This is a genomic window from Luteimonas sp. S4-F44 (assembly GCF_022637415.1).
In the GTDB taxonomy this organism is placed as follows: Bacteria; Pseudomonadota; Gammaproteobacteria; order Xanthomonadales; family Xanthomonadaceae; genus Luteimonas.
In genome coordinates, this window is the sequence record NZ_CP093340.1 from 700867 (window position 1) to 723640 (window position 22774).

Here is a 22774-nt window from a genome sequence, read left to right on the forward strand (position 1 = left end):
GCCGTTGGCTGTGGAGTCGAACGAGCGTGCGCTTTCCGGCTATCGATCTGCGTGCGGGTGCATCGAGGCGGTGGTCGCGTTACAGATGGCGCTCGAGCCAGCCCAGCACGCGTTCGAGCACGTCGCGTTCCTGCTCGCGCGCCTCGAACCAGTGCGGGCCGCGCGGATAGCGCACCATCTCCACCGGCGTGCCGTTGACCTGCAGCGCGCGATGGAACTGTTCGCCCTGCGAGATCGGCACGCGCCGGTCGTCTTCGCCATGCAGCACCAGCACTGGCACTGCGACGTTTTGCGCGCTGCGGATCGGCGAGTTGCGGTCGTAGAGGTCGCGCTGCTCGAGCACGTTGCCGAAGTAGCCAGGCAGATACTCGTAGGGCACGTCGGTGGTCAGCGCCATCACGGCGGTGTCGATGACCGCCGCGCCGACGATCGCGGTGCGGAAGCGGTCGCTGTGACCGACCGCCCAGGCCGACAGGTAGCCGCCGTAGCTCCAGCCGCCGATCGCCACGCGTTCCGGATCGGCGATGCCCTCGGCCTCGAGCGCGTCCAGCCCGTCGAGCACGTCCTGGAATGGGCCATCGCCCCAGTCGCCGCGCGCCAGCGAGGTGAAGTCGTCGCCTTGCCCGTAGGAGCCGCGCGGATTGGGCAGCAGCACCGCGTAGCCACGCATGGCAAGCGATTGCGCCCAGTCGTGCCAGGAGCCCAGCCAGCCCGACAGCCAGGCGTCGGCCGGCCCGCCGTGGGCCTGCACCAGGGTCGGCAGCAGCGTGCCCGGTCGCCAGTCGGGCGGCAGCACGAGCACGCCATGGATCGGCCGGCCATCGCGCGAGCTTGTCCAGACGCGGTCGCGAACCTGGCCCAGCGGCCAGGCGTGGACCTGCGGATTGGTGTCGGTCAGCCAGGTCACGCGGCCGCCGCCCAGGACCTCGGCCTTCGACAACGTGCCGACCTCGGGTGGCTGCTCGGCACGGCCATGGGCCAGCGCGACCCGGCCGTTGCGCGCCAGGCTCAGGCCGCGGACGGGCCCCTGCAGTTCGACCAGTTCCACGACCGCGCCGTCGCCCGGATCGACGGCCAGCAGATGCGGCCGCACGCCGCGCAGGCCGATCCCGACCAGCGTGCCGTCGTCGCGCCACTGCAATGTGCGCAGCGTGCCGGGCCATGCCGTTGCGAGCGCGACGTGGGTGTCGCTGGCCGGGGCATAGACCCTGCGTGTGGCGGTGTGCCCGTGCGGGCCGAGCTGTCCGTACAGCAGCCGCGTGCCGTCGGGCGACCACGCCAGCGGCCCACCGGAGGCACGCGTGGTGACCGTGCCCAGCATGCCGCCGTCCTCGGCCGAGACCAGCACGACGCTCGAGCGGTACCACATGGCGCCGAGGCCGACCTCGTCGGAGACCCGCAGTGCGAAGCTGCGGCCGTCCGGCGACCAGGCCAGGTCCTGGACCTGCAGGTCCGACGGGGTCAGGGCCCGGGCATCGCGGCCGTTCGCATCGCTGACCCACAGCCGCGTGAACTGCGCATCGCGCCCGACCTCGACCGCATCGTCCTTGCGTGCGATCCGAGCAGCGCGTTCGGGCGAGGGCGGGTCGATCGCCAGATAGGCCAGGCGCGTGCCGTCGGCCGACCATGCGAAGGCGGTGACGTCGCCGGCCGAGGTGGTCAGGGGACGCGGTATCGCGCCGTCGGCGGTCGTGGTCCAGACCTGGCTCGATGCCCGCGGGGCCGTCGTGTCCTCGTCCGGCGCGGGGCGCGTGGACAGAAAGCTCAGGTGCGTGCCGTCGGGCGACCAGCGCGGCATCCGGTCGGCGGCGGTGTCTGGCGCGGCGAGTTCCACTGGCGCGCTGCGGCCGTCGCTGGCCACGCGCCAGATGCGGCGCAGGTTCGAATCGCCCGCCGGGCGCGGCGTCTCCACCGTGTAGGCGATGGTGGCCCCGTCAGGACTGATCTGCGGATCGCCGACTTCCTTGAGGTCGACGACCTGCGCCGCGGATGGCACGCCATCGCGTGCCTGCAGCGGCAGCGCGCAGGCCATCGCGATGCAGGCGCCAGCCGAGGTGCGCAACACCAGCGCGCGCAGCAGCGATCGGGCGCCCCGCGTCGTGCGGCGCTGCTGGGTAATGGCGGCGCGCATGGCCCTGCGCCCGCCGCAGCGTGGTTCGAGTGTCGGCATGGAATGTCCCCGTGTCAGGCCCGGACCGGGGCCGCCAGCTGATGAGGTCGAACGATCGCGGGGATTCCGGTAAGTGGGGTCATGTCGGTCGCGCGCGTCACTGGCGCGTGGTCAGCACGATACGGTCGTCTTCGGCCCGGGCCTGGACCGGGAAGCCCTGCTGGATCAGGCTCACGAATGCATCGAGTTCGGTGGCGCGGAAGATGCCGCCCACGCGCAGCGCGCCGACCGCCGGATCCTCGACGACCAGCTTGCGGGTGTTGTAGCGGTTGAACTCGGCGATCGCCTCGGCCATCGGCGTGTCGCGGAACACCAACTGACCGGTGCGCCAGCTCAGATCCTGGGCAAGCTCCACCGGCGAGCGCGCCCGCACCAGCACCGCGTCGCCCTGCGTGCGCGCCGCCATGCCTGCCTCCAGCAGCGGGGCCTGCAGCACTTTGTCGGGGCCGCCTGCGGTCTCGATCCGCACCCGGCCTTCGGTGACCACCACCTGCACGTCGTCGCCATCGCGCCGCACCGAGAACGCGGTGCCGACGGCGATGATCCGCGTGTCGCCCGCTTCGACGACGAACGGCCGGGCCGGATCCTTGGCAACCTCGAAGAAGGCTTCGCCCTGGCGCAGGCGCACGCGTCGGTCGTCGCCGGCCATGTCGACGCGCAGGCGGCTGTCGGTGTTGAGCGTCAGCCGCGAGCCGTCCGGCAGCGCCACCGCCTCCAGTGCGCCGATACGGGTGGCGTAGACGTCGTCGCGCGACCAGGACAACTGCACCAGCGCGGCCAGGCCGACAGCGCAGACCACGCCGGCCGCGACCGCCAGGCCGGGCAGGCGCCAGCGCCGCGCGCGCGCCGGGAGATCCGGCGACGGCGCGGCGCGCACCGGTTCCGGCGCGGCGCCTGCTGGCCCCAGCAGCGCCTGCAGCCGGCCCACTTCCTGCCAGGCGCCCTTGAAGCGGTAATAAGCCGCCCGATGGCCGACCGACTGTGCCAGCCAGGCCTCGAGCTCGGCGGCGTCGCGCTCGCTCCAGGGGCCGTTGTCCTGCCGCAGCAGCCAGGCCGCGGCGGCCTGTTCGTCGCGTTCCCTATCGCCCATGACCCGTTGCCATCCTTGTCCACGTCTCCTCAGTGTCACGATGTTCGCCCGACTTGCCGTACAGCGCATCGGCCAGCAAGGCGATGCCGCGCATGAGGTGTTTTTCCACAGTCGCTTCGGCGATCCCCAAGCGGCGGGCGATCTCCTTTTGCGGAAGATCCTCGATCCGGCGCATCCACACGACCTGGCGACAGCGCGGCGGCAGGCGCCGGAACAGGGTCGAGAGGCGGTGCATCTGTTCGCGACCGGCGGCGCGCCGCTCCGGCGACAGTTCGTCGATGAGGACGTTCAGGCTGTCCACGTCGGCCAGCAGGTCGAAGGCCACGATGCGCTCGCGGCGCACGCGGTCCACCAGCAGCTTGCGCGCCACATCGAACAGGAACGCCTTGGGCGAATGCGGACGTTGGCGCTCGGCGGCCAGCAGGACGCGGATGTAGATGTCGTGCCGGATGTCCTGCACTTCGTTGGGGTGCACCCATTTGCGCGCCAGGAAGCGGACGAGCGCGGCCTCGTGAGGCAGGATCTCGCGCTGGAACCAGGTCTCCAATGCAGTGTCCATCGCGCCGCCGGTCCACGCTCCCCGCGCGGTTCGTCTCCGACGCTATCCCATGCGCCGGGCAAAATCGATTGGAGGAACCCGCCCGCTCGTTCGACTCCGGCTCGAATGGCCGACCGGCGGGCGATGGGCGCGCCCTGGCCTGCGCCACGCGACGGGCCTGCGCGTAAAGCGGTACGATGCGCGGCCTTCCGGGCGCCGGAGCCAGGCGTGACCCATCGCGAACCCGCACCCCAGACCGCTGCCACGCCCATGCGCGGCACGCTGTTCATCGTCGCGGCGCCGTCGGGCGCCGGCAAGTCGAGCATCGTCAACGCCTGCCTGTCGCGCGATCCGGACATTGCATTGTCGATCTCGTTCACCTCGCGCGCGCCACGGCCGGGCGAGCGTCATGCCGAGCACTACCACTTCGTCGGCAAGGACACCTTCCAGCAAATGATCGAGGCGGGCGAGTTCTTCGAACACGCGCTGGTGCACGGCGACTGGAAGGGCACCGCCCGTCAGTCGGTGGAGCCGCAACTGGCTGCCGGCAAGGACGTGCTGCTGGAGATCGACTGGCAGGGCGCGCGGCAGGTCCGGGCGCTGGTGCCCGAGGCGGTCAGCGTCTTCATCCTGCCGCCCTCGCGCGAGGCGCTCGATCAGCGCATGCGCAAGCGCGGCCAGGACAGCGAGGCGGTGATGGCCCAGCGCCTGGCGGCCGCGCAGGAGGAGATGTCACACTACGACGAGTTCGACTACCTGGTGGTCAACGAGGACTTCGACCGTGCGGTCGCCGAGATGTGCGCGATCTTCAGCGCCAGCCGCCTGCGCCGGGAGCGCCAGGCCGAGCGCCATGCCGGGCTGATCGCAAGGCTGCTGTCGGGGCATTGATTGGCCGGTTTTACCGGCGCCGCGTGGCGCAAGTGATTGATTCGTTGAGGCGCGACTTGCGTGGCGGGCCACCCGGCCGTATCATGCTCGGCCCTTTTCCCCGAATTCGCGCGACCCGTGCCGGTCGCCGGGAGCCCGCATGGCCCGCATCACCGTAGAAGATTGCCTGGAAGTCGTCGACAACCGCTTCGAGCTGGTCATGATGGCCGCCAAGCGTGCGCGTCAGCTCGCCAATGGCGTCGACGCCCAGCTCGACAACAGCGAGAACGACGACAAGCCGACCGTCCTGGCGCTGCGCGAGATCGCCGCGCGCCGGATCGACCAGCCGTTCATCGACGCCGTCGACAAGTCCGAGCGCGAGCGCAAGGAGCGCGAGGCGCTGGAGTGGGCGGCTGCCGAAGTCGTCGCCGACGAAGACATGGCCAAGGGCGACGATCTGTGATCGAGCCGCGCTGACGCGTTCCGCGTCGTGCAATGGTGAGTCGACGGCCCCGCTTTCGAGCGGGGCCGTTGCGTTTCGGCAGTCCCTTGCCGGTTCACGGTGAAGGGGCCCGCCCGCGGCGAGGCCCGGTTCACAAACGCCGACCTTGCCCGTAGGCTTCGAGGATGACGCCCGCCCCTCCCGCCAGCCTCGTCACGCCGGATGTGTCCGGCGACGACGCGCTGCCCGATTACGTCCGCGACCTCGACCGCGCCGCGCTCTATCTGCCCGATGAGCAGCGCGCGCTGTTGCGCCGTGCATGGGAGGTCGGCGCGGCGGCGCACGCCGGGCAGATGCGCAAGTCCGGCGAGCCCTACATCACCCATCCGGTCGCAGTTGCCCGGGTGCTGGCCGAGCAGAAGGTCGACGTCGAGACCCTGGTCGCGGCGATCCTGCACGACACCATCGAGGACACGCCGCTCACGCGCGAGCAACTGGCCGAACAGTTCGGCGAGCCGGTGGCCGAACTCGTCGATGGCGTGACCAAGCTCGACAAGCTCAACTTCAGCAGCCGGCAGGAAGCCGATGCCGAGAGCTTCCGCAAGATGATGCTGGCGATGGCGCGCGACCTGCGCGTGATCCTGATCAAGCTCGCCGACCGCCTGCACAACATGCGCACGCTCGGCGCGCAGCCAGGGCCGTCGCGCGAGCGTATCGCGCGCGAAACCCTGGAGGTCTACGCGCCGATCGCCCAGCGGCTGGGCATGAACCGGATCAAGGCCGAATTGCAGGACCTGGGGTTCCATGCGCTGCATCCGATCCGCCACATGGTGCTCGAAAAGCGCATCCGCAATCAGCCGCTGGTGCGGCGCGAGGCGCTGGCGAGCATCGAGGCGCAACTGGCGCAGCGGCTGACCAGCGCCGGCCTGCAGTACCGGCTGGTGGGCCGGGTGAAGTCGCCCTGGAGCATCTACAACAAGATGCAGGCCGAGGGGAAAACCTTCACCCAGGTCATGGACGTGTTCGGCTACCGGATCATCGTCGGCAACGCCGCCGACTGTTACCACGCGCTGGGCATCGCGCACGCCGTGTTCAAGCCGCTGGACGGACGCTTCCGCGATTTCATCGCGATCCCCAAGGCCAACGGCTACCAGTCGCTGCACACCGTGCTGTTCGGGCCGTACGGCGCGCCGATCGAGGTGCAGATCCGGACCGAGGAGATGGACCTGATCGCCGAGCGCGGCATTGCCGCGCACTGGGCCTACAAGCACGGCGGCGAAGGCCCCAACAGCGCCCAGTCGCGCGCGCATTCGTGGATCGCCGGCCTGCTGGAATCCCAACGCACGACCGGCTCGTCGCTGGAATTCCTGGAAAACGTCAAGGTCGATCTGTTTCCCGACGAGGTCTACCTGTTCACGCCCAAGGGCGACATCATGTCGCTGCCGCGCAACTCGACCGCGCTCGACTTCGCCTACTCGGTGCACACCGACATCGGCAATCAGGCGGTCGCCGCGCGTGTGGACGGCAAGCTGGTGCCGCTGCGCACGCAGCTCGCCAGTGGTCAGCGCGTGGAGATCGTCACCGCCAAGTCCTCGATGCCGCGGCCGCAGTGGCTGGAGTTCGTGGCCACCGGCAAGGCCCGGACCGCGATCCGCGCTCAGCTCAAGCAACTGCAGCACGAGGACGCGGTGCAACTGGGCCACCGGATGCTCGACCGCGCGCTGGAGGGGCTGGGGACCTCGCTCGATCGGCTGCCGCAGGAGCGGCTCGACACGTACCTGTCCGAGGCGCGCTATCCGCGGCTCGAGGAACTGATGGCCGACATCGCGCTGGGCAACTGGATGCCCGCGCAGGTGGCGTCGGCCCTGGCGCAACACGATGCCGACGCCGAAGGCGATCGACCGACGGCGCGGGCCGGCGAGACGATCCGGATCCGCGGCGACGAGCGCGGGGTCATCGCATTCGCCAACTGCTGCATGCCGATTCCCGGCGACGACATCATGGGCTACCACACCACCGGGCGCGGCATCGTCGTGCATCGGCTCGACTGCCCCAACGTCGCCGAATTCCGCAAGTCGCCCGAGCGCTGGGTCGCGATCGACTGGGACCGCGAGGTCGTCGGCGACTACAACGTTGCGCTGCGCATCGAGGTCGAGAACCACCCCGGCGTGCTGGCGCAGGTGGCCGCGGCGATCGCGCGCGCGCATTCCAATATCGACGGCGTCGAATACCTCGAGCGCGACAGCACGGTCGCCGCGATCCGGTTTTCGATCGAGGTCAAGCACCGCAAGCACCTGGCCGACGTCATCCGTCGCACCCGCCGCCTGCCGGTCGTCCACGGCGTGCAGCGGATGTAGGCCGCGGCCGCCGCTGGGCGACCGCGCGCGGGCATCGCCCTACAATGGCAGGCTCTTCCACCGGAGTTTTCGCCATGCCCCGCACGCCCATCAGCACCCAGGACGCGCCCGCCGCGATCGGCCCGTACTCCCAGGCCGTCCGCGCCGGCGACACCGTGTACTTCTCGGGGCAGATCCCGCTCGATCCGGCGACCGGCGAGATCGTCGAGGGCGACATCTCGGCGCAAGCGCGTCGCGCATTTGACAACCTCAAGGCCGTGGCCGAAGCGGCCGGCGGCAGCATGGCCGACATCGTGCGCGTGGGCCTGTACGTCACCGATCTGGGCGAGTTCGCACAGGTCAATGCGGTGATGGCCGATTACTTCGACGCGCCGTATCCCGCGCGCTCGACAATCGAAGTGCCGGCGCTGCCCAAGGGCGCGCGCTTCGAGGTCGACGCGGTGATGGTGCTCGCCTGATCCCAGGCGTGCCGCGCAGATGAGCAGGCCGGCGCTCGCCGCCGCCGGCGCCGCCTCGGTGTCGACGCTGCCCGGCGTCGGCCCGAAGGTCGCCGACAAGCTGGCCGCGCGCGGGTTGGCCACGGTTGGCGACCTGTGGCTGCACCTGCCGCGCCAGTACGAGGACCGGACCCGGGTCGTGCCGATCCGTTCACTGCGGAGCGGCGTGCCTGCCCAGGTGCAGGGCCAGGTCGAGGCGGTGGATCGCGCATTCCGCCGTCGTCCGATGCTCCGTGTCGCGATCGGCGACGGATCGGGGGCGACGCTGGTGCTGCGGTTTTTCCATTTCCGCGCCGCCCAACTGGCGCAGTTCGCGGTTGGCACGCAACTGTGCGTCTACGGCACCCCGCGACCGGGGCAGCACGGCCTGGAAATCGTCCATCCCAGCTACCGGGTCGTCGGCGACGCCGCCGATCCGGTGGTCGAGGACGCGCTCGATCCGGTCTATCCGGCCATCGAGGGCATCGGACCGGCGACGCTGCGCCGCATGATCGGGCATGCGCTTGACCGCTTGCCCGACGGCGACGCGTTGGAACTGGTGCCGGCCGACCTGCTCGCCGGGCTCGCGTTGCCGACGTTGCACGAGGCGCTGCTGACGGTGCATCGCCCGCCGCCGGATGTGGACCTGGGCGCCTTGTTGTCCGGACGTCATCCGGCGCAGCGGCGGCTGGCGTTGGAGGAGATGCTGGCCCATCACCTGAGCCTGCGGCGGCAGCGGATTGCGCTGCAGGCGCATCGCGCGCCGGTGTTGCGACCCGGGCCGCTCGCGGCGGCGATGGAGGCCAGCCTGCCGTTCGCGCTGACCGGCGCGCAGCGCCGCGTGCATGCCGAGATCGTGCGCGATCTCGCACAGCCGCGTCCGATGCTGCGCCTGGTGCAGGGCGATGTGGGTAGCGGCAAGACCGTCGTCGCGGCGTTGGCCGCGCTTGCGGCGATCGACTCGGGCCGCCAGGCGGCGCTGATGGCGCCGACCGAGCTGCTGGCCGAGCAGCATTTCCGCAACCTGTCGACCTGGCTCACGCCGCTGGGCGTCCGCGTCGTCTGGCTGGCCGGCAAGGTCACCGGACGCGCGCGCGCGGCCGCCGCTGCGGACATCGCCGCCGGCGTCGCGCAACTGGTGGTCGGCACCCATGCGCTGATGCAGCAGGCGGTCGAGTTCCACGACCTGGCGCTGGCGATCATCGACGAGCAGCACCGCTTCGGCGTGCACCAGCGCCTGGCGCTGCGCGACAAGGGCGCGCAGGCGGGCAGCGTGCCGCATCAACTGGTGATGACCGCCACGCCGATTCCACGCACATTGGCGATGGCGGCCTACGCCGATCTCGACGTCTCGGCGATCGACGAACTCCCGCCCGGGCGCACGCCGGTGAAGACCGTGGTGCTCGGCGCCGGGCGACGCGCCGAATTGATCGACCGCGTGCGCGCCGCATGCGCGCAGGGCCGGCAGGCGTACTGGGTCTGCACGCTGATCGACGAATCCGACGAAGTCGTCGCACAGGCCGCGCAGACGACGTTCGAGCAACTGTCCGCGGCATTGCCGGACCTGCGGATCGGCTTCGTGCACGGACGCCTGCGGGCCGCGGAGAAGCAGGCCGCGATGCGCGCATTCAAGGACGGCCACAGCGACCTGCTGGTCGCCACAACCGTGATCGAGGTCGGCGTGGACGTGCCCAATGCGTCGTTGATGGTGATCGAGAACGCCGAGCGCCTGGGGCTGGCGCAGTTGCATCAGTTGCGTGGACGCGTCGGGCGCGGCAGCGCGGCGTCGAGCTGCGTGCTGCTGTATCAACCACCGCTCTCGCGCACTGCGCGCGAACGGCTCGACACGATGCGCACGACCGGCGACGGCTTCGTGATCGCCGAGAAAGACCTGGCATTGCGCGGGCCCGGCGAACTGCTGGGCACCCGCCAGACCGGCCTGGCCGAGTTCCGGCTCGCCGACCTGGCACGCGACGCGGATCTGCTGCCGGTCGTCCATCGCCTCGGCGAGGCGATGCTGCGGACCGATCCGCATCGAGCGGACCGATTGGTCGCGCGCTGGATCGGCGGCGCGGCGCGCTATGCGGCGGCATGACGCCCGATCTATGACGTGTGTCTCATTTTCCTATCGCAGTCAGCTGCATGAATAGCGCATCTTCATCCGGTCACCACTTCGCTGCGCAGTAGGGTGCCCACGTACGCGGGGACTCAGCGTCGTAGATGGGGGGCTAGGGAATGGCACTGTCGAAGGAATCGATCCGGGTTTATGCGGCCGACGAGCGGCCGATCGTGCTGGCCGGTATGCGCGCGGTGGTGCAGGCGCCCGATTCGGGTATGCAGCTGACCGGCGAGGCGACCAGTGGCCACACGTTGCTGTGGATGTTGCAGACGCGGTTCGACTGCGATGTCGTGGTCACCGATTTCTCGATGCAGGGGACCGATCCCTGCGCTGGAGACGGGCTTCGCTTGCTGGGACAGCTGAGGACGCACTTTCCTGGAATCGGCGTAGCGGTGTTCACCGAAGTCCGCAATCCGCCGCTGCTGCGTGCGATGCTCGAGTTGGGTGTACACGCAATCGTCGACAAATCCGGTGCGCTCGATGAGCTGCCGGCCGCGATCCGGTGCGCGGCAAGCGGGCGCCGCTATTTGAGCCGGGCCATCCAGCGGCTGCTCGACGCGGCGACCGGATGCGGACGCGGTGCGCCGCTGTCGCGGCAGGAAGCGGAAGTCGTGCGCCTGTTCGCGAGCGGCAAGTCGGTCAGCGAGATCGCGCTGTCGTTCTCGCGCAGCGTCAAGACCGTCAGCAGACAGAAGAGCGACGCGATGCGCAAGCTCGGGCTCGAGAATCACAGTCAGTTGTACGCCTACGCACTGTCCGGCGGGTTGACGCGCTGAGCGAACGCACCGTGAATCGAGCCGGACACGCGGCTCGGGGGTGCTGATCATGCTGAAGCGTTCTCGACAAGGCGCACCCGCACGCAGGTGGGCGTCGCGATCGAGCGTGGGTGATCACGCGCCTGGAGCCGTGCTTGTTCGTCTGCGTCGCCGCGGCGATGGTGCCGAATTTTTAGGAATCGTCTGATTCCAAACGTCAACGCGGCGCTGTTCCCTTGTGCCCTCACGAACGAGAGGGGAAGCGGGATGAACAAGGTCTTCTGCAGGATCTGGAACCGTGCGCTGGGTGCCTATGTCGTCGCCTCCGAGCTGGCTGACCGGCGCGTTCGCGACGGGCGCCGCGTGCGCGCCGTCGTCCTGGCGATCGCCTGTGTGCCGGCGATCGCGAGTGCAGCCACCCAGGAGCGGACGGTCGCGCCGTCAGCGGCGGATCCGGAGAAGATCGCCGAACTCGTCGAGCGTCACCTCAATGAGAACGAACGCGTGCTGGCAGGCGGTGCGTTGCCCGTCTGGTCGAACGCCGCGACAATCGGCCAGTCACGGGCGGTTTCCGGCGGCGTCTCGCCGATGGGCGTGATCGATCCGGGCGGCCTGACCGGCGGCACGTTGCCGGGGCTGGCGCAGCACCTGACCAACTTCTTGTTGCCGACCAACGACGGGTATCGCGCCTGCGGTCTGCTGGGCAATGGCACGCTGCTGCCTGACGAATGCCTGTCCATCGCGCGCGAGAACTTCAGCTACGCGTTCCGATCGTTCTCGGTACTCGGCGTCGACCTGCTGGTGGTCCCGGATGTGCTCGATCTCAACGGCAACCGGCCGGCCGACCACACCACGATCATCGGCCGCGCCAGCTCGGGCAGCTACATCAACGTGCCGAATAGCAACTACGCCGGCCAGAACAACGATGCCGACTGTCTGCTTTGCGTACCGGGCGTGGGCGGCACCTATGTCTGGGACACCTTGCCCGCGCAGGATTACCAGATCATCGTCGGTGACGGCGCCGGGGCGAACGGCTCCAACACGGTGGTGATGGGCACCAATGCCAGCCATACGCTGCCGCCGGTGTCGGCCAGTGATCTCGGCTGGAGCGGCGGTCCGGACGGCAACTATGCCGCGCGCCTCGGCAATGCGGTGGTCATCGGCCATAACGCGGCAGGCACTGCGGACCGGCAGACGATCCTCGGCGCGAATGCCAGCTCTGTGCACGCCAACAGTGTGGCGCTGGGCGCCGATTCGGTGACCGTACGCGGCGCGCAGACCGGCTACATCGCACCGGGCCTTGCGGCAGCGCAGAATTCGGCGGGCGAGGTGTCGATCGGCACAGCGACTGCGGCCCGGCAACTGACCAATGTCGCGGCGGGCAGCGCGGCGACCGATGCGGTCAACGTCGCCCAGTTGCAGGGTGCGCTGGCCGATGTCGACGGCGTCGGCGAGTTCGCGGTCCGCTACGACGACGATGGCACCGGCGCACCCAACTTCGGCAGAGTCACCCTGGATGGCGCGGGCGGCACCGCGATCGGCAATGTCGCGGCGGGCGTCGCGGCCGATGAAGCGGTCAATGTCGGCCAACTGACGCCGGTGGTCGCGGCGCTTGGCGGCGGCGCCGGGATCGATCCGACGACCGGTGCGGTCACCGGCCCGGTGTACACGCTCGACGACGGCAGTGACACCGGCACAACGGTTGACTTCGGTGATGTGGGCTCGGCGCTGGACAATCTCGACGGGCGGACCGCGAGCAGTACCACGACGATCAACAACCTGCTCGACGGCACCGAAGGTCTGGTGCGGCAGGACCCCGCCACGCTAGTGGTGACGGTCGGCGGACAGACCGGCGGCGACGAAGTGAGCTTTGCGAACGCCGGCGGCGATGCGCGACGGCTGAGCGGGGTGGCCGCCGGCGTCGAGACGACGGATGCGGTGAACGTCGGGCAGTTGAGCGAGGTGACCGATCTGGTCGGCGATCTCGATGCGCTGGCGGTGCAGTACGACACCGACGCCGACGGCAATCCGGACTACAGCCGGGTGACCCTGGCCGGCACCGGCGGCACAGCGATCGGCAATGTCGCGGCGGGCGAGGTCAGCGCGACGAGCACCGAGGCGATCAACGGTGCGCAGTTGTTCGGCGTCGCGGGGTCGGTCGCCGACCACTTGGGCGGCGGCGCGGGTGTCAACGCCGACGGCACGATCTCCGCACCGACCTACGTGATCCGCGGCGGCAACTACACCAATGTCGGTGATGCATTCGATGCAGTGGACGGCGCGTTCGACGACCTGGTCAACGATGTCGGCGACCTGGGGGCGACCGCGGTGCGCTACGACACTGATGCCGACGGCAATCCGGACTACAGCCGGGTCACGCTGGCCGGCACCGGTGGTACCGCGATCGGCAACGTCGCGGCGGGCGTCGCGGCCGACGAGGCGGTCAACGTCGGCCAGTTGACGCCAGTGGTGGCCGCCTTGGGTGGCGGCGCCGGGATCGACCCGACGACCGGTGCAGTGACCGGTCCGGTATACACGCTCGACGACGGCAGTAACACGGGCACGACGACTGACTTCGGCGACGTCGGCTCGGCACTCGACAATCTCGACGGCCGGACCGCGAGCAACACCACGACGATCAACAACCTGCTCGACGGCACCGAAGGTCTGGTGCGGCAGGACCCCAGCACGCTGGTGATGACGGTCGGCGGCCAGACCGGCGGTGACGAGGTGAGCTTTGCGAATGTCGACGGCGGTGCGCGCCGGCTCAGTGGGGTGGCCGCCGGTGTCGAGGCGACGGACGCGGTGAACGTGAGCCAATTGAGCGATGTCGTCGGCGATATCGACGATCTGGGCGCATCTGCGGTGCGCTACGACACCGATGCCGACGGCAATCCGGACTACAGCCGGGTGACCCTGGCTGGCACCGGCGGCACCGCGATCGGCAATGTTGCGGCGGGCGAGGTCAGTGCGACCAGCAGCGAGGCGATCAATGGCGCGCAACTGTTCGGCGTCGCAGGGTCGGTCGCCGACCACCTGGGCGGCGGCGCGGGTGTCAATGCCGATGGCACGATCTCCGCACCGACCTATGTGATCCGTGGCGGCAACTACACTAACGTCGGCGACGCGTTCGATGCAGTGGATGGTGCGTTCGATGATCTGGTCGTCGATGTCGGCGACCTGGGGGCAACCGCGGTGCGCTACGACACCGACGCCGACGGCAATCCGGACTACAGCCGGGTCACGCTGGCCGGCACCGGTGGTACCGCGATCGGCAACGTCGCCGCAGGCGTCGCGGCCGACGAGGCGGTCAACGTCGGCCAATTGACGCCAGTGGTGGCCGCCTTGGGCGGCGGCGCCGGGATCGATCCGACGACCGGTGCGGTGACCGGCCCGGTGTACACGCTCGACGACGGCAGCAACACCGGCACCACCGCCGACTTCGGCGATGTCGGCTCGGCACTCGACAATCTCGACGGCCGGACTGCGAGCAACACCACGACGATCAACAATCTGCTCGACGGCACCGAAGGTCTGGTGCGGCAGGATCCGGACACGCTGGTGATGACGGTCGGCGGACAGACCGGCGGCGACGAGGTGAGCTTTGCGAATGTCGACGGCGATGCGCGGCGGCTCAGCGGCGTCGACGACGGCATCGACGATACCGATGCGGCGAATGTCCGCCAGTTGCGTGCGGTGGAAGGCCAGATTGGCGACCTGGACACGTTCGCGGTGCGCTACGACGCCGCGGACAGGGCGCAGATCACGCTGGGCGGAAGCGGCGGCACTGTGATCGACAACCTCGCGGCCGGGCAGGTCGCGGCCGGCAGCCTGCAGGCCATCAACGGCGGGCAGATGTTCGCGAGCATGTCGAGCATGGCGGCGATCTTCGGCGGCGGCGCCTCGGTCGATCCGTTCGGTGGCCTGGTCGCACCGGACTACATGATCCAGGGCACGTTCTACAACTCGGTGGGCGCTGCGCTGGCCGCGCTGGACACCGGCCTGACCCAGGTCAACACGCGCATCGATAACCTGCCGCCCGGCACCGGCGGAGGCGATCCGCTGGTGGTTGTGGATGGCGTGCGCGACGGAAGCGACGACGCAGCCGTGGATGGCCAACGTGGGGTCGCGATCGGCAGCAATGCGTCCGCTGGCGGAGACTACGGTGTGGCCATCGGCGGCGACAGCTACGCGGCGGGCGGCAACGACACTGCGATCGGCGGCAATGCCAAGGTCTATGCCGACAACAGCACGGCGGTCGGTGCCAATGCCACGGTGCAGGCGACGGCGAGCGAAGCGGTCGCAGTGGGCGAGGGGACGTCGGTCGCGGCGACCGGTGGCACCGCGATCGGCCAGGGCGCGAGCGTGACCGATACCGCCCAGGGCGCGGTCGCGTTGGGCCAGGGCTCGGTTGCCGATCGTGCCGGCACGGTCTCGGTCGGCACTGCCGGCGGTGAGCGGCAGGTGGTCAATGTCGCGGCCGGCACCCAGGACACCGACGCGGTCAATGTGTCGCAGCTGCGCGCGTCCGAGCAGGGCACCGTGCGCTACGACACCAACCCCGACGGTAGCGCCAACCCGACCCAGATCACCCTCAATCGTGGCGGTGGCGAAGTGATGGTGCGCAATGTGCGGGCCGGCACCGCCGGTACCGACGCGGTTAACGTCAATCAGCTCAACGCGGGGATCGGCCGCGCGATCGGGGAGGCGAATGCCTACACCGACATGCGGGTCGGGCAGATGCAGTCCGACATCTGGAAAATCGATCGCGGGTATCGCGCCGGCGTGGCAGCCGCCATGGCGGTCGCGGGCCTGCCGCAGGCCTATATGCCCGGCAAGAGCATGGTCGCAGCGGCAGTGAGCGGCTACGAGAGCGAGGCCGGACTCGCGGTCGGCATCACCACGATCTCGGAGGACGGTCGCCGGGTCTACAAGTTCAGCGGCACGACCAATACCGTCAACGATGTCGGCTTCACGATGGGTGCCGGCCTGCAGTGGTGATCGCAAGGGCCCCGTCCACGGACGGGGCCCTGTCCGGACAGGGGGACTACAAGCAGGAGACTTGCGCCCCCCGGTCGCGGCGAGGGGTGTCGACGAACGCATCGCGCTGTTGTCGGCGGAGACCACGTTCGCGTTCTCCAGTGCGGAATTGACGCCGCTGGGCCTGCACACGCTCGATGCGCGCATCGCGCGTGTCGGTGCCTTGGACGGTATTGAGGCGATCGAGATCGTGGGCGATGCCGATCCCGGTCGACGGCCGCGGGAGTCGCGAACCGATCTTTGCCTGTGACGGGCAGCGAGGGGCGGATGAGATCGCGTGCCTGGCCCCCGATCGGCGGGTCGAGATCCTGCTGCGGCAGCGCCGGCCCACCGCTGCGATCCCGTCGGCCGCGACGTCGTGGCTGGCCGTGCGCGGCTACGATGGGGATAATGCGGCATGGATGCCCGTATCCCTTTGCTGATCGATACCGACCCCGGGGTCGACGATGCCCTGGCCCTGCTGCTCGCGTTCAACGATCGCGCGCACGAGGTGGTCGGATTGACGATCGCGGCCGGCAACGTCGGCCTGCACCACACCACGGCCAATGCGTTGAAGCTGTGCGAGCTGGTCGGGCGCCCGGACGTGCCGGTCTATGCCGGCAGCGCCTCGCCGCTGCTGCACCCCGCGCCGGACGCGGCCTATGTGCACGGCAATGACGGCTTCGGCGACATCGGCTATGCGCCGGCATCGCACGGTCTGCAGGACGAGCATGCCGCCCTGGCGATCCTCCGGCTCTCGCATGTGCACGCCGGCAGCCTGGTGCTGGTGGCGTTGGGGCCGCTGACCAATATCGCGCTCGCGCTCAAGCTCGATCCGACGCTGCCCTCGCGGGTGGCGCGTTTCGTGACGATGGCCGGTGCGGTCACCGGACACGGCAACATCACCCCGAGCGCGGAGTTCAACGTCTACTTCGACCCCGAGGCGGCGAAGATCGTGTTCGACGCGTTCCCGGCGTTCGAACTTTCGGACTGGGAGGCCACGGTGGCCCACGGCCTCCCGCACGACGACGTGTTGGCGTGGATGCAAGCGGGCGGCACGCGCGCGGACTTCTATGAGGCCATCTCGCGCAAGACGCGCGAGTGGTCGGCCGACCGTCGCGGCGACGAGTGGCACAGCGCGGATGCGCTGGCGATGGCCTGGGTGCTTGCGCCGGACGGCGTGCTGGAGACCGTCACTCGACCGGTGGACGTGGTGCTCGACCATGGGCCCGCCCGCGGGGCGACGATCGTCGACTGGCAGCGCCAGCTCGGACGGCCGGACAATGCCACGATCCTGATGCGCTACGACCGCATGCGCTTCCACGCCCTGGTCCGCGAGGCGCTGCAGGCGGCTTGAGCCTGCCCTGGCGCCCGCCGACGGGTGCCCTTGCCGGGCGGGCCGGGCGCCGGCTATAATGCCGCTCTTTCCCTGCGCAAACTGGTGCCGCCATGAAGGCCGACATCCATCCGGATTACCGTGAAGTCGTGTTTCAGGACGTGACTTCGGATTTCAAGTTCCTCACCCGCTCGACCCTCGCGGCCACCGCGAAGGAATCGATTCAGTGGGACGACGGCAACGAATACCCGCTGGTCAAGATCGACGTGTCCTCGGCCACGCATCCGTTCTACACCGGCCAGAACAAGATCATCGACACCAGCGGTCGGGTCGATAAGTTCCGCAAGCGCTACGCGAAGCAGTAACCGGATCGCGCGTCGCTCGTGCGACGCGCCCGGTGTGCGCAGGCGGCCGCCAGCTGGCGGCCGTCGCCGTTTGTGCACGACGCCCATTGCATCTCCGGTGCGGTGGGCGTCGTCGTGTTCGATGTTCCCGCAACCCAGTGACCGCGTGTCGCGGGGGGCTATGCGATAATTGACGCGTTGCGGCACGCGCCGCGCCCGCCCCACCGGAGCCTTTCGCCGCTCCGGGAAACGAGGAGTCTTCTTCAGTGTCCGATACCAATTCCAAGCTCGAACAGGTCACGCTCGATGCCGCCGGCAAGTCGGTGACGCTGCCCGTCCTGCATGGCACGCTCGGCAATCCCTGCATCGACATCTCGAAGCTGCCGAAGGAAACGGGCTGCTTCACCTACGATTCCGGTTTCACCGCCACCGCCAGCTGCAAGTCCGCGATCACCTACATCGACGGCGACCAGGGCGTGCTGCTGTATCGCGGCTACCCGATCGAACAGCTCGCCGAACATTCCAGCTTCCTGGAAGTGGCCTATCTGCTGATGAACGGCGAACTGCCGTCCAAGGACGAGTTCGGACGCTTCGAGCACGAGGTCACGCATCACACGATGATGCACGAGTCGCTCAAGTGCTTCCTGCAGGGCTTCCGCCACGATGCGCATCCGATGGCGATGCTGGCCGCGTCGGTGGCCTCGATGTCGGCGTTCTACCACGACACGCTGGACCTGCAGGATCCCGAGCAGCGTCGCCTCGCCGCGATCCGCCTGCTGGCCAAGATGCCGACGCTGGCCGCCGCTGCCTACCGCTATTCGATCGGCTGGCCGATCCGTTACCCGCGCAATAGCCTGGGCTACGTCGATCGCTTCCTGCACATGATGTTCGAGGTGCCGAGCGAGCCGCTCGAGCTCAATCCCGTCGTCGCCAAGGCGATGGACCTGCTGTTCATCCTCCACGCCGACCACGAGCAGAACGCGTCGACCTCGACCGTGCGTCTGGTCGGCTCCACCGGCGCCAACCCCTACGCCTCGGTCGCGGCCGGTATCACCGCGCTCTGGGGTCCGGCGCACGGCGGCGCCAATGAAGCGGTGCTCAAGCAGCTGGCCGAGATCGGCGATGCGAAGAATGTCGAGAAGGCAGTCCTGCGCGCCAAGGACAAGAACGACCCGTTCCGTCTGATGGGCTTCGGCCACCGTGTCTACAAGAACTTCGATCCGCGCGCGAAGATCATCCGCGAGATGACCCACAAGGTGCTCGGTGAGCTGGGCATCGACGATCCGTTGCTGGAAGTGGCGATGAAGCTGGAAGAGGCCGCGCTCAAGGACGAGTACTTCGTCGAGCGCAAGCTCTACCCGAACGTCGATTTCTACAGCGGCATCATCTACAAGGCGCTGAAGATCCCGACCGAGATGTTCACGGTGATGTTCGCCATCGGCCGCACCGCCGGCTGGGTGGCGCACTGGCTCGAGCAGCAGGTCGATCCGGAGGCCAAGATCGGTCGTCCGCGCCAGATCTACACCGGCTACGACGTGCGCGACTACCGCAAGGACTGACGCGTCGCCGAACTGTGTTCAAAGAAGCCGCGGTCTCCCGCGGCTTCTTTTTGGCTCGTCTCCCAGCTCGACTTCGGATAGGCAGCAGACTGCCAACCGGAGGCCGCTTTCCCCTCGGCAAGGCCGCTTCGCGGTCCGGCCACGCGAAGCATGCGTGCTCGCTCGGTTTTAACTCCCTTTGCGAACATGCAAGCAGAGCAGACGCACCCATGGCGCACTAGACGCGGCCATCGGCTGCTGCGATCGGGTTGCTTGTAAAGCGACGCGCTAGATAGCGTCGTCGTGCCCGGCCGAGCCGACGGCGAGCAATTGGCGCAGTTGCGCCCCGGACACCCGGCGTATCGGCCGGTCGTCCTCGGCCCGGAGCGGCGCTTGGCGCAGCGCGTTGAGCGGCAGCACGGTCAGCTCGAAGGCCACGTCGCCGGCGTGGAAGGTCCAGCTTGGGCAATCCTCCCGGCGCGTGCGGTCGAGCCGGACGCGACGACTGCGCGCCTGCGCCGGAATGCGCTGGTCGACCAGGAAGCGTTGCACCGCATCGGCATCGTCGCTGTGCAGGTGCAGTTGCACCGGCGCCTGGGCATCGGCAGTGCCGTCGAGCACGCTGCCATGCAGGCGGGGCTGGAACGGCGCGAAGAACGTGAGCGCCTCCAGCGCGGCCTCGCGGCTGCGCCGCAGCGCGTCGGCATGCGCGGTGGGCGAGAACAGGCGGCGATACTCGCCCAGTGCCTGCTCGATCTCCTGGTCCTGCGGCAGTGACGCGTCGTCGTGGATGCCCAGTCGGCCGGCCGCCTTCAACCGGGCCTGGTGGATGTCGTGGATGCCGCCTTCGGCCATGAGCCGGGCGGCCTCGTGCGCCAGGCGATAGCGACGTTCGCGGGTACGGGCCCCGGCATGCTGGCGTGCGCGATGCATGCATGTTCCCCCGTGTCGATCGACGTCCCGACTCTACGCCTCCCCCCTCGACGGTCAAGCCATCACGCCAGGGGGTGGCGCGATGGGTTCAGGCGTTGCAGGCCATTTCGATCAGAAGATGTCGAACGCTTCCTCGGCCGGCACGTCGTCGATCCGCACATCGACCTCAGACGCCATCCGTTCCAGGTCCTCGGCCTTCACGTACTCGACGATGCCGCCGCCTTCGGCGCCTACCGGCATCAACCGCCCGCTGGCGGTGACCGAGACGCGCACCATGCCTTCCGGCGGGTCGTTGGGGGCCTCGGGTACGCCGTTCAGGGCCACCCGCATGAAGTCGATCCAGATCGGCAGCGCGGCGCGCCCGCCGTACTCGCGGTAGCCCAGCGAGCGGTTGTCGTCGCGCCCGACCCAGACCGAGGTCACCAGGTTACCGCCAAAGCCGGAGAACCAGGCATCGCGATGGTCGTTGGTCGAGCCGGTCTTGCCGCCCACGTCTTCGCGTTCGAGTACCCGCGCGGCGGTGCCGGTGCCGCGGCGCACGACATCGCGCATCATCGAAACCATCTGGTAGGCCACGCGCTCATCGATTGCGCGCTCGGCCATGACCGGCGCCTGGCCGTCGGCGCGAACCTCGGGCTCGGGCGCGGCTTGCGCTGGTTCCGGCGCCTCGGTGACGGTGCGCTGGGCCGACGCGGGCCCGAGGTCGAAACCATCGATGACGTGCGAGGGCGCGGCGGGCTGGCCGGGGCGGCCGCCGTCGCCGCAGCCGCGGCACGCCAGCGCCGGATTCTCCTTGAACACCAGCGTGCCTTCGCGGTCGCGGACTTCGTCGATGAACCACGGGTTGACCCGGAAGCCGCCATTGGCGAATACCGCGTAGCCGCGAGTGACATCGAGCGGCGTCAACGACGGCGTGCCGAGCGCGATCGACAGGTTGGGCGGCAGTTGCGATTCGTCGAAGCCGAAGTGGCTGATGTAGCGGCGCGCGTAATCCACGCCGATCATGTCGAGCAGGCGCACGGCGACCAGGTTGCGCGACTGTACCAGCGCCTCGCGCAGGCGCATCGGCCCGCGGAACTTGCCGTCTGAGTTCTGCGGGCGCCAGTCTTGCCCGCGGCGCATCCTGAACAGCACCGGCGCGTCGGGCACGATCGAGGCGGGGTTGAAACCCTTCTCGAACGCCGCGGCGAAGATGAACGGCTTGAAGCTCGACCCGGGCTGGCGGCGCGACTGGGTGGTCCGGTTGAAGTTGCTGCCAGCGAAGCTGAACCCGCCGATCAGCGCGCGGATGGCGCCATTGTCGGGCTCCAGCGACACCAGCGTGGCCTGGCCGCGCGGCAACTGGTCGAGCTGCCAGCTCACCGTGGGCGGCGGCACCGGCGCTTCGGGATCGGCATTGGCGGCCACCTTGGCTGGGGTCTCGATCCGGCGCACCCGGGTGAGGTCGCCGCGCGTGAGCAGAGCGGACGGCGTACGCCCGGTCCAGCGGCTGCTGGCCGCGTCCAGCGTGACGGTGCTGCCGTCGGCAAGGACCACGTCGGCGGTGCCGTCGCCGCTGCGCAGCACCAGGGCCGGCAGCAGGCCGCCCTGCGGGGCGATGCCGCGCAGCCGGCGCGCGGCGGTCGCCGCGTCTTCGTCGGCCGCCAGTTCGAAGGTCTCGGCCGGCTTCACCCAGCCGTGGCGGTGGTCGTAGGTCATCAGCCCGTTGCGCACCGCCAGCTCAGCGGCGGCCTGCATCGTTGGGTCGATCGTCGTGGTGACGTGGTAGCCGCGAGTGAGCACGTCGCCGCCGTAGCGGGCGACCATCTCCAGGCGCACCATCTCGGCCACATAGGGCGCGTAGGCCTCGATCGGCCGCTCGTGGGGGCTGGCATGCATCTCGACCGCGCGCGCGGCCGCCGATTCGGCCGGCGTGATGTAGCCCAGCTCCTGCATGCGCGCCAGCACGTAGACGTCGCGGCGCTCGCGCGCGCGCTCGGGGTTGCTGATCGGGTTGCCACTGGAGGGGAATTTGGGGATCGCGGCCAGCGAAGCCATTTCGTCCAGATCGAGCTCGGCCAGCGACTTGCCGTAATAGAACTCGGCCGCCGCGGCCACGCCGTAGGCGCGGTTGCCGAAGAAGCTCTTGTTCAGGTACAACTCGAAGATCTCGTCCTTGGTGAGATTCTGCTCCATCTTGCGCGCCAGCAGCATCTCGGCGAACTTGCGGGTGAAGCTGTACTCCGAGCTCAGGAAGAACTGCCGGGCGACCTGCTGGGTGATTGTCGAGCCGCCGGGGACACGGCGGTCGTCGGTGGTCGCCAGCAGCCACAGCGCGCGGGCCACGCCGCGGTAGTCGATGCCGCCGTGCTGGTAGAAGCGCGCGTCCTCGGTGGCCAGGAATGCCTGCTTCAGGCGCTCGGGCACCTGGTCGATCTTGACCGGGTAGCGCCGCGTCTCGCCGAACAGCGCGATCAGCTTGCCGTCCCGGGAGTAGACGTACATCGGCTCCTGCATCTCGATGTCGCGCAGGGTCTCCACATCGGGCAGCTTGGAGGCCACGGCCGTGTACAGGATGCCGGCGGCCACGGTGGCCAGGAGGGCCAACACCAGGCCCAGGATCAGGACCCAGCGCAGCAGGCGGCGGAAACGGGAGGCGCGGGGGCGGGGGGGCGACGCGGGATCGGGTCTCATCCGCGCAGTATAGGACGCCATCGCCGGCCGGTCTCTGAGCGGCCGTGGCGGCCTTCGGTGGCCGCTCACCAAGCGCCTGCGCAGTGCGCCCGACCGCGCTGCGCTGTTGCCATCGCA

The 22774-nt window shown here is 69.3% G+C and carries 16 protein-coding genes; 11 read left to right on the forward strand and 5 right to left on the reverse strand.

From position 1 onward, the window contains the following. Positions 1-79 precede the first annotated feature (79 nt). From MNO14_RS03160 to MNO14_RS03170, 3 genes are all read right to left on the reverse strand, one after another. Entirely contained in the window at positions 80-2131 is a 2052-nt protein-coding gene (locus MNO14_RS03160) for a S9 family peptidase (protein ID WP_241945345.1), read from the reverse strand. 136 nt (positions 2132-2267) lie between these two features. Continuing rightward, the gene (locus MNO14_RS03165) at positions 2268-3260 is read right to left on the reverse strand and encodes a FecR domain-containing protein (protein ID WP_241945346.1); all 993 of its coding nucleotides are present in this window, start codon (positions 3258-3260) and stop codon (positions 2268-2270) included. Continuing rightward, positions 3250-3807, reverse strand: a complete 558-nt coding sequence (locus MNO14_RS03170) for an RNA polymerase sigma factor (RefSeq protein ID WP_241945347.1) — start codon at positions 3805-3807, stop codon at positions 3250-3252. The genes MNO14_RS03165 and MNO14_RS03170 overlap by 11 nt, the downstream gene beginning before the upstream one ends. Positions 3808-4068: 261 nt before the next feature. Between MNO14_RS03170 and gmk the strand changes: the two genes are divergently transcribed. The 11 genes from gmk to MNO14_RS03225 all read left to right on the forward strand — a co-directional run bounded on the left by gmk (position 4069) and on the right by MNO14_RS03225 (position 19072). Continuing rightward, positions 4069-4686, forward strand: coding sequence for a guanylate kinase (gene gmk, locus MNO14_RS03175; RefSeq protein ID WP_241946244.1), 618 nt, complete (start codon positions 4069-4071; stop codon positions 4684-4686). Positions 4687-4825: 139 nt separating this feature from the next. Next, complete coding sequence (rpoZ, locus tag MNO14_RS03180; RefSeq protein WP_241945348.1) at positions 4826-5128, forward strand: DNA-directed RNA polymerase subunit omega; 303 nt, start codon at positions 4826-4828, stop codon at positions 5126-5128. Positions 5129-5292: 164 nt separating this feature from the next. Further along, a complete protein-coding gene (locus MNO14_RS03185; protein WP_241945349.1) occupies positions 5293-7464 on the forward strand; it encodes a bifunctional (p)ppGpp synthetase/guanosine-3',5'-bis(diphosphate) 3'-pyrophosphohydrolase in 2172 nt (723 codons plus the stop codon). Between the two features lie 74 nt (positions 7465-7538). Beyond that, complete coding sequence (locus MNO14_RS03190; protein WP_241945350.1) at positions 7539-7922, forward strand: RidA family protein; 384 nt, start codon at positions 7539-7541, stop codon at positions 7920-7922. Positions 7923-7941: 19 nt separating this feature from the next. After that, positions 7942-10035 (forward strand): ATP-dependent DNA helicase RecG, encoded by a 2094-nt coding sequence (recG, locus tag MNO14_RS03195; protein WP_241945351.1) that lies wholly within the window; start codon positions 7942-7944, stop codon positions 10033-10035. A 140-nt stretch (positions 10036-10175) separates the two neighbouring features. After that, positions 10176-10835 (forward strand): response regulator, encoded by a 660-nt coding sequence (locus MNO14_RS03200; protein WP_241945352.1) that lies wholly within the window; start codon positions 10176-10178, stop codon positions 10833-10835. A gap of 246 nt (positions 10836-11081) precedes the next feature. Next, complete coding sequence (locus MNO14_RS03205) at positions 11082-15815, forward strand: YadA-like family protein (protein ID WP_241945353.1); 4734 nt, start codon at positions 11082-11084, stop codon at positions 15813-15815. Positions 15816-15876: 61 nt separating this feature from the next. Further along, on the forward strand, positions 15877-16104 hold the full coding sequence (locus tag MNO14_RS03210) for a hypothetical protein (RefSeq protein WP_241945354.1): 228 nt from the start codon (positions 15877-15879) through the stop codon (positions 16102-16104). A gap of 147 nt (positions 16105-16251) precedes the next feature. Continuing rightward, a complete protein-coding gene (locus tag MNO14_RS03215; RefSeq protein WP_241945355.1) occupies positions 16252-17190 on the forward strand; it encodes a nucleoside hydrolase in 939 nt (312 codons plus the stop codon). Between the two features lie 92 nt (positions 17191-17282). Next, entirely contained in the window at positions 17283-17534 is a 252-nt protein-coding gene (locus tag MNO14_RS03220; RefSeq protein WP_183427564.1) for a type B 50S ribosomal protein L31, read from the forward strand. A 245-nt stretch (positions 17535-17779) separates the two neighbouring features. Beyond that, positions 17780-19072: a citrate synthase gene (locus MNO14_RS03225; RefSeq protein WP_241945356.1), complete on the forward strand. Its 1293-nt coding sequence runs from the start codon at positions 17780-17782 to the stop codon at positions 19070-19072. Between the two features lie 267 nt (positions 19073-19339). Here the strand turns inward: MNO14_RS03225 and MNO14_RS03230 are convergent, their stop codons facing one another. Both MNO14_RS03230 and MNO14_RS03235 read right to left on the reverse strand, forming a co-directional pair. Then, on the reverse strand, positions 19340-19984 hold the full coding sequence (locus tag MNO14_RS03230) for a hypothetical protein (protein ID WP_241945357.1): 645 nt from the start codon (positions 19982-19984) through the stop codon (positions 19340-19342). Between the two features lie 111 nt (positions 19985-20095). After that, on the reverse strand, positions 20096-22657 hold the full coding sequence (locus tag MNO14_RS03235) for a penicillin-binding protein 1A (RefSeq protein ID WP_241945358.1): 2562 nt from the start codon (positions 22655-22657) through the stop codon (positions 20096-20098). Positions 22658-22774: the final 117 nt, after the last annotated feature.

Excerpts from the sequence above, each read along its gene's own strand:
- gmk (WP_241946244.1), top strand. The coding sequence starts at position 4,069 with ATGCGCGGCACGCTGTTCATCGTCGCGGCGCCGTCGGGCGCCGGCAAG.
- MNO14_RS03235 (WP_241945358.1), bottom strand. The coding sequence starts at position 22,657 with ATGAGACCCGATCCCGCGTCGCCCCCCCGCCCCCGCGCCTCCCGTTTC.
- MNO14_RS03165 (WP_241945346.1), bottom strand. The coding sequence starts at position 3,260 with ATGGGCGATAGGGAACGCGACGAACAGGCCGCCGCGGCCTGGCTGCTG.
- MNO14_RS03215 (WP_241945355.1), top strand. The coding sequence starts at position 16,252 with ATGGATGCCCGTATCCCTTTGCTGATCGATACCGACCCCGGGGTCGAC.
- MNO14_RS03220 (WP_183427564.1), top strand. The coding sequence starts at position 17,283 with ATGAAGGCCGACATCCATCCGGATTACCGTGAAGTCGTGTTTCAGGAC.
- MNO14_RS03200 (WP_241945352.1), top strand. The coding sequence starts at position 10,176 with ATGGCACTGTCGAAGGAATCGATCCGGGTTTATGCGGCCGACGAGCGG.
- rpoZ (WP_241945348.1), top strand. The coding sequence starts at position 4,826 with ATGGCCCGCATCACCGTAGAAGATTGCCTGGAAGTCGTCGACAACCGC.
- MNO14_RS03205 (WP_241945353.1), top strand. The coding sequence starts at position 11,082 with ATGAACAAGGTCTTCTGCAGGATCTGGAACCGTGCGCTGGGTGCCTAT.
- recG (WP_241945351.1), top strand. The coding sequence starts at position 7,942 with ATGAGCAGGCCGGCGCTCGCCGCCGCCGGCGCCGCCTCGGTGTCGACG.
- MNO14_RS03160 (WP_241945345.1), bottom strand. The coding sequence starts at position 2,131 with ATGCGCGCCGCCATTACCCAGCAGCGCCGCACGACGCGGGGCGCCCGA.
- MNO14_RS03230 (WP_241945357.1), bottom strand. The coding sequence starts at position 19,984 with ATGCATCGCGCACGCCAGCATGCCGGGGCCCGTACCCGCGAACGTCGC.
- MNO14_RS03190 (WP_241945350.1), top strand. The coding sequence starts at position 7,539 with ATGCCCCGCACGCCCATCAGCACCCAGGACGCGCCCGCCGCGATCGGC.
- MNO14_RS03185 (WP_241945349.1), top strand. The coding sequence starts at position 5,293 with ATGACGCCCGCCCCTCCCGCCAGCCTCGTCACGCCGGATGTGTCCGGC.